General features: G+C 72.4%; 7 protein-coding genes. 6 read left to right on the forward strand and 1 reads right to left on the reverse strand.

The window, feature by feature from the left end:
• Window positions 1-67 precede the first annotated feature (67 nt).
• Genes QCD66_RS02020 through QCD66_RS02035 form a run of 4 tightly spaced genes read left to right on the forward strand, consistent with a single transcriptional unit; the run spans window position 68 to window position 5,859 of the window.
• Window positions 68-898: an ABC transporter permease gene (locus QCD66_RS02020; protein WP_357538299.1), complete on the forward strand. Its 831-nt coding sequence runs from the start codon at window positions 68-70 to the stop codon at window positions 896-898.
• Window positions 898-1,644 (forward strand): ABC transporter ATP-binding protein, encoded by a 747-nt coding sequence (locus QCD66_RS02025; RefSeq protein ID WP_364214463.1) that lies wholly within the window; start codon window positions 898-900, stop codon window positions 1,642-1,644. Before QCD66_RS02020 ends, QCD66_RS02025 begins: the two co-directional genes overlap by 1 nt.
• Entirely contained in the window at window positions 1,641-3,677 is a 2,037-nt protein-coding gene (locus QCD66_RS02030; RefSeq protein WP_375733596.1) for a DUF5941 domain-containing protein, read from the forward strand. Before QCD66_RS02025 ends, QCD66_RS02030 begins: the two co-directional genes overlap by 4 nt.
• A gap of 1 nt (window position 3,678) precedes the next feature.
• Window positions 3,679-5,859 carry a CDP-glycerol glycerophosphotransferase family protein gene (locus QCD66_RS02035; RefSeq protein ID WP_375733602.1) on the forward strand — a complete coding sequence of 727 codons (2,181 nt, stop codon included), beginning with the start codon at window positions 3,679-3,681 and terminating at the stop codon, window positions 5,857-5,859.
• 26 nt (window positions 5,860-5,885) lie between these two features.
• On the opposite strand, the gene QCD66_RS02040 is transcribed toward QCD66_RS02035, so the two are convergent.
• Window positions 5,886-7,538, reverse strand: coding sequence for a glycosyltransferase (locus QCD66_RS02040; protein WP_364214460.1), 1,653 nt, complete (start codon window positions 7,536-7,538; stop codon window positions 5,886-5,888).
• A 137-nt stretch (window positions 7,539-7,675) separates the two neighbouring features.
• On the opposite strand from QCD66_RS02040, the gene QCD66_RS02045 reads away from it, so the two are divergent.
• Window positions 7,676-9,799, forward strand: coding sequence for a glycosyltransferase (locus QCD66_RS02045; protein ID WP_375733595.1), 2,124 nt, complete (start codon window positions 7,676-7,678; stop codon window positions 9,797-9,799).
• Window positions 9,800-9,835: 36 nt separating this feature from the next.
• Window positions 9,836-11,515: a hypothetical protein gene (locus QCD66_RS02050; RefSeq protein WP_375733594.1), complete on the forward strand. Its 1,680-nt coding sequence runs from the start codon at window positions 9,836-9,838 to the stop codon at window positions 11,513-11,515.
• Window positions 11,516-11,559: the final 44 nt, after the last annotated feature.

The following is an 11,559-nucleotide window of genomic DNA, read 5'->3' on the forward strand; positions in this document are numbered from 1 at the left end:
TCACGGGTGGTGCCGGCCATCGACGCACCCGGTTACTGATTCCTCTCCCTGATAGCTGGAGGCGGCTTTGACGTCGAGCGTCCACGCGGTGTGGTCCAGTCGCAACGCGTTGCGGCTGTTGGTCCGGCGGGATCTTGCCGTCAAGTACCAGCAGTCGTTCCTGGGCTATCTGTGGTCGTTGATCGAACCGCTCGGCATGGGGGCCATCTACTGGTTCGTGTTCGGCCTGCTCTACGGCACCGACACCAACCGGCACCTGGGCGACGCGTCGAGTTCCTACCCGCTGTTCCTGGTCACCGGCATCTTCGCCTGGATGTGGACCAACTCGGCGATCGGTGAGGCGACCAACGCGCTCACCGGCCAGGCCCGGCTGATCACGACGATGCGGATGCCGCGCGAGGTGTTCCCGATCGGTCGGGTGACCGGCCGGTTCGCCGAATACCTGGCCGGTCTGCCGATCCTGTTCGGGCTCGCGATCTTCTTCGCCTTGACCACCGACGGCGTGACGTTCGGATTCAACCTGCTCGCGTTGCCGCTCGCCGTGCTGATCCAGGCCGTCCTGCTGGTCGGCCTCTCGCTGCTGCTCTCGTCGATGAACGTGCTGATGCGCGACGTGGAGCGCTTCATGCGGCTGGTCACCCGGATCCTGTTCTACGCGACGCCGATCATCTACCCGCTGTCGTTGGTCAAGGACTCGGACATGCCGTCCTGGGTCAAGGTGCTCTACGAAATCAACCCGCTCGTCGGCATCTTCCAGCTGCACCACGCGGCCTGGTACCCCGACGAGTTCCCCGACGCGTTCCTGCTCAGCACGTCCATCGGCGGCAGCCTCGTGGTCTTCCTCGGTGGCTGGTGGGTGTTCCGCCGTCTCGAGCCCGCCGTCCTCAAGGAGCTGTAGTGGTTCAGCCGATCATCGAGGCGAACAAGCTTGGTATCGAGTTCGTTCGCAACCGCCGTCGACAGCTCCGGCTGCGCGAGATGTTCATCTACAAGGGCGGGCGGTCGCCGGAGTCCGGGGTCTTCTGGCCGCTTCGTGACGTGTCCTTCGCGGTGCAGCCGGGCGAGGCGGTCGGCATCATCGGGAAGAACGGCACCGGCAAGAGCACCCTGCTGCGGCTGATCGCGGGCGTACTGATCCCCGACGAGGGCTCGATCACCGTGCGCGGGGCGGTCGCCCCGCTGCTGGAGCTGTCGGCCGGGTTCTCCAACGACCTCACCGGCCGGGAGAACGTGCACCTGGTGGGCTCCCTGCACGGGCTGAGCGCCCGGACGATGAAGCAGAAGTTCGATGAGATTCTGGACTTCGCCGGCGAGCAGGTGCAGAAGGGGATCGACACCCCGGTGCGGCACTTCTCGTCCGGTATGAAGGTCCGGCTCGGCTTCTCCGTCATCGCCCAGCTCCCGCACCCGATCCTGCTGGTCGACGAGGTGCTGGCGGTCGGCGACGCCGAGTTCAAGAAGAAGTGCTACGCCACGATCGAGCGACTTCTCGCCGAGGGCCGGACCCTGGTGCTAGTTTCACATAACGAGAACGATCTCACCCGGTTCTGCACCCGTGGCCTCTACTTCAACAACGGCCTGCTCACGGTGGACGGCACAGTCCGGGAAGCGCTTGACGGATACAACAACGTGGTACGGACGTGACGCTGGCGATCCTGCTCACCCAACCCACTGACGAGGCGCCGCTGGCCGTTGCCGGCGGCCGCCGGCTCACCACACACCTGCTCGACCAGCTACGGGCGGCCGGTGCGCGTGAGGTCGTATCGGTGACCAGCCTGGTGCACCTGGCCGAGCTTGCCCGGTCGACGCGCGAGCCGGTGCTGCTGGTCGGCGACGACGTCGTCGCGCACACCGCCGTCCTCCGGCACGTGGCCACCGTGCCGGGCACCGCAAGCGTCGCGCTCGTCCTCACCGACGAGCCCGACGCCGGGCCACGCGCCACGGTGATCGAAGACCGGGGCCAGGTCGTCGCGGCCGGGCTGGAGGGGATCACCCGGCTCGACGGCGCCGCCAGCGACCCGATCGGCGTCTTCGGCGCCGTCCTGCGGGTCGGCCCGGCCGACCTGCCCGCCCTGGCCGAGTCCGCGCTGGCCGAAGCGGGCCGGGACGAGGCCGCCGAGGCCGGCCCGGACCGGGCGGTCCCGCCGCTCGACCGGCTGCTCACCCGGCTCACCGCCCGGCCGACCATGATCCTCGCGCACCGGGCCCGGTTGCTGGTGGCCCGGCGGGTGACCAGCCAGCCGGCCGCCGACGCGGCGGCCCGGACGGTGGCCGCGGTCGACTCCGACCGGGCCGAACTGCGGCTGGCGGTCAAGGAGCGGGACGACCTCTTCACCACCTACGCGGTCAGCACCTGGTCGCCGTACGTGACCCGGCTGGCCGCCCGGCTCGGTCTCAGCCCGACCGGCGTCACCGTACTGTCGATCGTCTTCGCGGCCGGTGCCGCCGCGCTCTTCGCCTTCGGCGGCAACCGGATCGCCCTCGTCGCCGGGGCACTCCTGCTCTACCTCGGCTTCGTACTCGACTGCGTCGACGGTCAGCTCGCCCGCTACACCCGTAACTTCAGTGCCTGGGGCGGCTGGCTCGACACGATGGCCGACCGGGCCAAGGAATACCTCGTCTACGCCGGTCTCGCCGTCGGCGCCGAGCGGGCCGGACTCGGCAACGGGTGGGCGCTGGCGATCGCCGCGATCCTGTTGCAGACCGTCCGGCACATGACCGACACCTGGTACGGCGCCCTGCACGACGAGGCGGCCCGCCGCCCGAAGCCGGCGGCGGCAGGCGGGCTCGGCGCCCGGCTCAGCCAGGCGTCGACCCGGGTGCAGGCCGACACCGGCTCGGTGTCGTACTGGCTGAAGCGGACCGTGGTCTTCCCGATCGGGGAGCGGTGGGCGCTGATCGCACTGACGGTCGCGCTGTTCAACCCGCTGGTCAGCCTGATCGCCGTCCTGGTCTGGGGCGGGCTCGCCGCGGCGTACACGCTGGCGCTGCGTACCCTGCGGTCGGCTTCGATGCGGGTGCCGGTGCTGTCGACGGTCGACGCGGTCCTGCACCGCGACGACGGGTTGCTGGCCCGCCCGCTGGGCCGGTTCACCGCCCGGCTGCCGGTTCCCGCCCTCCCGGCGGCGGTGCTGGCCGGCCTCGCCGCGCTCGGCCTGCTCGGTGCCGCCGTGTTCGGCGGTCCGGCCCGCTGGACGGTCCTGCCGGTGGCGCTCGTCGTGCTGCTCGCCGCCCTGCCCTCGGCCCGACCGCACGCGGGCGCGCTGGACTGGCTCGTCCCGGCCGCGCTGCGGGCCGCCGAATACCTTTTCGTCGTCGCCGTCGGGCTGGTCGGCGACGTGCCGCCACCGCTGACGTTCGCGCTGCTCTTCGCGCTGGCGATGCACCACTACGACCTGACGGCGCGGCTGGAGAAGCGGGCCGCGGCTCCACCGCTGCACACGCTCAACCTCGGCTGGGACGGTCGGGTCGTCGTGCTCGCCGCCGGCACCGCCCTCGGGGCGGCCACCACCGTGGTCGGTGTGCTCGCCGGCCTGCTCTTCCTGATCTTCGTACTGAGCGCGGTCATCGGCTGGACCTCGACCGGAAACCGGCCCGGCAGGACGCGGGGCGGTGACATCGACGTGATCCCGGCCCTGGCCACCGTGGGCCGGGCAACCGAGGAACGGAGCCGCTGATCTGATCAGTTTCGTCGTACCGGTCTACCAGGTGCAGGACTACCTGCGGCGGTGCCTGGACTCGATCCTCGAACAGTCGTACACCGACGTCGAGGTGATAGCGGTCGACGACTGTTCGCCCGACGACAGCGGCACGATCCTGGCCGGCTACGCCGCCCGCGATCCGCGGGTCCGGGTGATCCGGTCGGCCGGTAACGAGGGGCCGGGGCCGGCCCGGGAACGCGGCCTCGCCGCCGCCACCGGCGACCATGTCTGGTTCCTCGACGGTGACGACTGGCTGGCTCCCGGCGCGGTGCGGGCGGTCGCCGACCGGCTGCGGCACACCGCCGCCGAGGTGCTGATCGTCGGCCACGCCGACGCCGCCCCGGACGGCGCCACCTGGCGGGTCGGGCGCGGGCCGGCCCTGCACGGCGCACCGGAGGTGTTCGCGCTGCGGGACTGGCCGGCGGCGATCGACGTACTGCACGTGCCGTGGAACAAGGTCGTCCGCCGGTCGCTGCTCGACCGGCTCGACTTCCGCTTCCGGCCCGGCTGGTACGAGGACGTCCCGTTCACGTACGCGCTGCTGCTGGCCGCCGACCGGATCTCGACCCTGGACCGGGTCTGTGTGTTCTACCGGCAGCGGGCCGGGGCGGCGACCGCCACCGCCGGCGGCGGTCACTTCGGGATCTTCCCCAACTGGGCGCGGGTCTTCGACAGCCTCGACGACTCCCGGCCGGAAACCGCGCGGCTGCGCCCGCTGCTGTTCCGCCGGATGGTGTGGCACTTCATCCGGGTACGCGGCAACGACGACCGGCTGGAGTCCGCGTTGCGGCCCGGCTTCTTCACCGAGATGACCGCCATGTACCACCGCTACCTGCCGCCCGGCGGCTATCCGGTGCCGGGCGGCCTGGAGGGGATCAGGCACCGCCTCGTGGCCGGTGGCCGGCACGGCACGTTCCTGGCACTGCGCCGTACGCTCCGGGGCGTCCGGATGGTCCGCCGAGGGGGCCGGCGTGGCGTCGCCGCCCTCGCCGACGCCGCCCGGCGCCTGCGGGACCTGGCCCTGGCCGGCTACTACCGGCTCCAGTTGCGCCGGCCGGTCGACCCGGCGCTGGCCGTCTACGCGGCGTACTGGTATCGCGGGTACGCCTGCAACCCGGCCGCGGTCTACGAGAAGGCCCGCGAACTGGCTCCCGCCGTACGCGGGGTGTGGGTGGTGCGCCGGGACCGGGCCGGGACCCTGCCGGCCGGGGTCGAGCACGTGGTGGCCGGCTCGCCCGGCTACTACCGCGCGCTGGCCCGCGCAAAGTGGCTGATCAACAATGTCAACTGGCCGAACCCGGTGGTGAAACGACCCGGCGCGGTGCACGTGATGACCCACCACGGCACGCCGCTGAAGGTGATGGGACTCGACCAGCGCGCCTACCCCGACGGCGTGCAGGACCCCGATTTCGACGCGCAGATGCGACGCGCCGGGCGGTGGGACTTCAGCGTCACCGCCAACCCGCACACCACCCGGATGTGGCGGACCGCCTATCCGTGCCGGCACACGACGCTGGAAACCGGGTATCCGCGGAACGACCGGCTCGCCACCGCGACCGCCGGTGACGTCGCGCGGGCCCGCGCCGCGCTCGGCCTGACCGCCGCCGACCGGGTGGTCCTCTACGCGCCGACCCACCGTGAGCACCGGCCGGGCCGGGAGCCGTACTTCGAACCGGAGACGTTCGTCGAGGCCCTGGGCCCCACGGGCCGGCTGCTGGTCCGCGGCCACTACTTCCACGACCGGTCGGCACCCACCGCCGGGCCGGACCACGCCGACCGGGTACGCGACGTGTCGGCCCATCCGAGCGTCGAGGAGCTCTGCCTGGCCGCCGACGTGCTGGTGACCGACTACTCGTCGGTGATGTTCGACTATGCCGTGCTGGACCGGCCGATCGTGCTGTACGCCCCGGACTGGCCGGCCTACCGGGCCGAGCGCGGCGTCTACTTCGACGTCACGGCGGAGCCGCCCGGGGTGGTGGCGGACACCTTCGCCGAACTGCTCGACCTGGTACGCGCCGACGCGCTGGACGGCGCCGCGGCCCGCTCGGCGCGGGCCGCGTTCCGTGCGCGGTTCTGTGCTCTGGAGGACGGCCGGGCCGCCGAGCGGGTGGTCCGGCGGGTGTTCCTCGACTCCGGGCGGGCTCGCCCGCCCGGCTGACTCCGCCGCCGGGCCAGCCGGCCGGGCTAGTGGGCCGGTCGGGAGGGCCGCTTGAGGCGTAGCTTGACCTGCTGGGCCGCCTCGCGGGCGACCCGGTTGCCGACCAGTTTGGTGGCGGCGGCCAGTGAGCGCACCCCGCCGACCGGGATCACCTCGACGTCGCTGGCGCTGGCCCGGCCCTTGTCGGAGCCGGTGACCAGGCGCGGCGCGGGGGAGACCAGCTTGGTCGGCGGCAGCGTCGACAGGTCGCTCAGGGTGAACTCCTTGCCGCTGGCCCAGCGTTCGCCGGCGACCTCGGCGACGACCTTGTCGAGTTGCTCGTCGGGCCGGCGTACCCGCAGCGCGCGGCTGAGCGCGGAGGTGCGCCACAGCGCGACCGCGCCGTCCGACGACCGGGCGCCGGTCGGCAGCAGCCGGACCAGACCGACCTGCCAGTCGTCGGCCATCTTGATCATGCGGCGGACGGTTGGCGGGTCGACGCCGAGATGGGCCGGTACGTGCAGCAGGTAGGGCGACGGGAAGACCGTCTCGGGCACCTCCTGCACCAGCTCCACGCGGGCGTCCGACCGGTAGGTCACCATGATCAGCCGACGGTCGAGCAGCGGGTCGGCGAGGATCGACCGGCGCTCGTCGGTGACGGCCGCCCAGTCGGCGACGAGCAGGACCTTCAGATCGGTCTGGTCGCTGGCCAGCAGCCGGTCGACGCAGGTGCGGACCATCTCGAAGCTGCCCTCGGCCTCCACCACCGCGGTGACCAGCGGCACCGCCCACGTCCGGTTGCCGGCCGGACGCAGGTAGCGCGGGTGCGGCATGAGTTCGGCGAGGTGGGGGTGGTTGTAGCGGCGCAGCGCGTCGCCCTTGGTCATCATGTGGGTCGGGCCCATGTGCCAGCTTCGGGCCAGCGGCTCGGGGATGTAGACCGCGCCGGTCTGGGTGAGCCGGTAGCCGAACTCGGTGTCCTCGCCGAGCCGAAGCTCGGTGTTGAGGCCGCCGGACCGCTCGTAGAGCGAGCGGGTCAGGGCCGCGGTGGCGCCGACGTGGGCGCGGAAGTTGAGGTGGTCGCCGGCGCGGAGCCGGTCGGTCTCGTTGATCAGCTTCTCGACGTAGTCGTGCGGCTCGGTCTCCTCGAGCCGGAAGAGCCGGTCCAGCCGGCCTTCGGCCGCCTGCTCCGACACCTCCTCCGGGGTCGCCCAGCCGGTGACGAACCGCTTGTAGCCGAGGGTGACCACCTCGTCGGACACGTGGTGCCAGCGGACCTGGGCCTCGACGTGCTCGTGGAAGACCACCATGTCGGCGTCGAGCCAGTGGATGATCTCGCCGGTGCTCTGCGTGGCCCCGACGTGCAGGGCGTTGGCCCGGCCCCACCCGGTGGAGTGGTCCGGGACCCGCACGATGCGGCAGTTGGTCGGCCGGATCTTGGGAAGCTCCAGCGGCGGCTCGCTGCCGTCGTCGGCGACGATCACCTCCAGCAGCTCTTCCGGATACGTTTGGTGACGGAGTGACGCCAGGGTGAGGTCGAGCGACTCCTGGCAGTTGTAGGCCGGGATGACCACCGACACCGATTTCGTCGGCCGCCAGTTGCCGACCTGCGGCGGCGTCAGGGCACTCCAGTCGTTGCGGAAGAGTCTGATGTGCTGCTGGTCGTGGGCGTGGGCGTTGGCGCGATTGCGGCTCGACACGACCGACAGTCTAACGACCGTCACTGGGAGAGGCCCCCGTTCGCGTTTGGCGTGGAGCGGTCGGCGGCGGTATTGATTAGGTCTGGGTCGCCCGGCGCGGCTTCACGGTGAGTTAAGTGACGCAGGCATAACCTGTGGTGACGACCGACGACGCGTCGACGGCGCGGGAGGGACTGGCTTTGTCCAGCGAAGGCACGCCGCACAGATACCTACGCTGGCGGATATCCGTAGGCGAGCGACAGGGACCACGGCGTCGGCAGTGGCCGGCCAGCCAGTGGGGATCGCCGATCACCCAGCTACCGAGGGACGGCGAGGACGTCTTCGTCCCCGACCAGGGCTCGCACATCGGCCGGGTGATGGTCGCCGCCCGTTCGGTCGGCTGGTTGCGGCACCTGCTCGACGACCCCGCGTCGCTGCTGCGGGTGCGCCGGGTCACGGTCGTCGTCGATTCCTGGCAGGTGCCGGCCAGCGGCTGGTCCGGGCGGGTCGGCCCGCTGCCGCACCTGCTGTCGCACCAGATCCGCGTACCGCGCTCCGGCAAGGGCAAGGCGGTGATCGAACTTCGGCTGCGCCACCCGGTGTCGCTGCGCGACGCGGTCGCCGCGGTGCTGCCGGTCCTCTCCCCGATCCGCCCGATCCCGGCCCCGGCCAGCGCCGACATCACGGCCCAGAACGTCTTCCCGGCCTGGGTCGGTGCCGGCCCCAACGTCACGGTGCTCACCGGCGACCTGCCCGGCAACGACGACATCCGGGCCCACGACGTGCTGCTCACCACGACCGGTGTGCCGGAGCCGCCGGTCGAACCCGACCTGCCGGCCGAGACCGAACAGAGCAGCACCGCACCGGCCGACCTCTACGCCACCGTTCTCGCCGCCGACAGCGCCGGGTCCGGTGCCGGCACCCGGCCCGACACCGTACTGGTCGACCTCGAACGGACCGTCGTCACCGGCAGGTACGGCCCGTTCGGCCCCGACGTGTCGCGGGCGGAGTTGCGCTTCGGCGGGGGCAGCGACGGCCGGGGCTGGCGGATCGTCGGCCCGCAGGGACCGATCTGGAGCGGCCGGGTCGACCGGCCGTGGCTGTCGGAGGACGCGCTGGAGGCACTTGCCCAACTCGGCGTCGTGGAGTGCCCCACCGTCCCGGCCCGGCATCCGATGGAGGAAGCCGCGCTCCTGGTGCACCTGGCCATGGCGGGAGTGCTGCTGCACGCGCCGACCCTGCCGCCGGCCTGCCGGTCGGTGCTCGCCGACGAACTGGCCGACCTGATCACCGCGCCCCTGCCCGGCCGCGCCGAGAGCGAGCTGGAGTGGGAGGTGCGCACCGTACGCCAGCGCCGGGCGGCACTGCGCCAGCACGCCACCCCGTTCGCCCTGCCGAAGATCGTCTCGGCGACCTTCCCGGCCCTGCCGGCCCTGCCGTCGGTGAGCGCACTGCTGGTCACCAAGCGGCTCGAGCACCTGCCGACCGTGATCGCCGCGCTCGAGGCGCAGACCTATCCCAACCTGGAGATCGTGCTCTGCACGCACGGCATCGAGCTGCCGGCCGAGTACAAGGCCCGGCTGGCCCGCTCGCACCGGCCGATCGAGACGCTGGCCGTACCCGCCGAGCACGGCTTCGGCGAGGCGATCGGCGCGGCCACCGCGCACGCCCGGGGCAGCCTGGTCACCAAGATCGACGACGACGACACGTACGGGCCCGAGCACGTCTGGGACCTCGTCCTGGCCCGGCACTACTCCGGGGCGACGATGGTCGGCAAGGGCGCCGAGTTCGTCCACCTGGAGACCCTCGACATGACCGTGCGCCGGGAGGCCGGCCAGGTCGAGGCGTTCGCGGCCGTGGTCGCCGGTGGCACGATGCTGATCAGCCGGGGCGACCTGGAGCAGGTCGGCGGCTGGCGGCCGGTGCCGAGGTCGATCGACCGCGGCCTGATCGACCGGGTGCGCCGGGCCGGGGGACTGGTCTATCGCACCCACCCGCTCGGCTACGTCTACCACCGCCGTTCGGGGGGCCACACCTGGGATCCGGGCCTAGAATATTTCCTACGCGGTAACGGTATGCAGTGGTCGGGGCTGCCCCGGCACAGCGAGTTCGGCACCCTCGCCCCGACCGGGGCGGTCCTGCTGGACGCGCTCGTCGGAAGCGGGTCGGTCGCCGAGCGGGCCGCCGCCGAGGAGGAGCGCCCGGCACCCGTGCCGCCCGGCCAGGTCCAGCGGTCCGCCGGGATGACCGGCGACTCGGAGGCACCGCTCGCGCAGATCTGAGGCCACCGGCCATGCCCGGGAGAAGGAGAGCCTTGCGTGCGGGTGGCGGGCGGTGGATCCGGGGCGGTGACCGGCGGTTCCGTTCCTGAGACCGGCGCCGGGCCAGCCCCCGATCCCGTCCCGCCGTCCCGACCCGGCCGCGCCCCGTTGCTCTACCTCGTCCTGTCGACGCTCGCCGTGCTGTTCGCGGTCGCGCTGGTCGTACGTCAGCCGTGGGGTGCCGACTTCGGGCTGCACGCGGCCGTGGTCGGCCGGCTGCGGGACGACCTGTGGCACCCGGCCGATCCGATGGTCGAGGCTGCCGCGCCCAGCCCCTATTTCACGCCGTACCCGCTGCTGCTCGCCGTGATCGCCAAGGTGACCGGGCTCGGGCCGGCGACCGTGGTCAGCGCCGCCGCCCCGGTCAACCTGGCCCTGCTGCTCTACGGCCTGTGGCGCTTCGTCCGCGTGTTCACCGCCAACCGGTGGGCGCCGGTGCTGGCACTGCTGTTCGTGCCGCTGCTGTGGGGGCCGGCCGTCCCCCAGTGGGGCGGCTTTCCGGCCCTGCGCGGGCTGGTGCTCATCCTGCCGTACCCCAGCACGCTCGCGTTCGGTCTGATGCTGCTCTGCTGGGTCGCGGTGGCCGGCGCGCTGCGTACGCCGTCATGGTCGCGCTGGCTCGGCGCCGGCCTGCTTGGCGGCCTGGTGATCCTGATCCACCCGTTCACCGCGGTCAACACGGCGATCGGCGTGGTCGCCCTTGTCGCGGGGCGGGCGATCTGGCTCGTCCGGGCCCGCCCGCTCGGCGTGCTGGTCGGTGCCGCCGCCGCTTTGCTGCCGGTCTTCGGCTGGCCCTACTTCCGGGTCACCGCCATCGCCTCGTCGGCATCCGACCTGAACGCCATCCACGAGACGCTCTACCTCGACGTGGCCGGCCGCTACGGGCTGGCGTTCCTCGTCGGAGTGCCGGCCCTGGTGCTGCGGCTGCGCCGGGACCGGCTCGACCCGCTGGTGCTGCTCTGCGGGTTGTCCGGTGCGGTGGTGCTCGCCGGCTGGCTCACCGGTGCGTACGCGCTCGGCCGGGTGTGGCCGGTCTTGCTGCTCGGCCTCCAGGTCGCCGCCGCGGTCGAACTCGCCACGGCCGTGGCCACGGCGTTCGGTCGGCGACCGGTCGCCGGACAGCCGCCGGGCGATGCGGTGAAGGTCGGAACCGGCTCGGGCGGCCCGGCACCTCGGCGGCCCGGAAACGGCGCCCGGCTGCTGGCCGGGCTGTGGGCGACGGTCGCCGCGGTCGCCTGCCTGGCCGGATTCGCCACCCAGTACGGCAACCTGCTGCTCGTGCTGCCCGCCGACCAGCTCAGCGCGCCCCGGCGGGCGGCGCACGGGGTCACCAACCGGCCCGATCTCGGCTGGGTGGGCCGGGCGGTCGAACCCGGTGCCGTGGTGCTGACCGGGAACGTGTCCGTCGGCCGGGCCCTGCTGGCGTACGAGATCCGGTCGGTGGCACCGCCCTGGCCCGACCCGTTGCTCGACGACGAGGAGCGCCGCCGGGCGGAACAGGCCGAGCTGGTGGACCCCGAGACCCCCGAGCCGCGCCGCCGTGAGCTGCTGGTCGCGTACGGCGTGGACTGGATATTCGACCCGGACGGCAGCTACGGCTGGGCCGACGGATACGCCTCGGCCGTCGCCGAAGGACCCGGCGGATCGCGGCTCCTGAAGGTCGAACAGGCCAGGTAACTGGCCTGTCACACGACGAACATGGAACGTTTACCCGATAGTCG

It is taken from the genome of Polymorphospora sp. A560, assembly GCF_045781765.1.
GTDB classification, from domain to species: domain Bacteria; phylum Actinomycetota; class Actinomycetes; order Mycobacteriales; family Micromonosporaceae; genus Polymorphospora; species Polymorphospora lycopeni.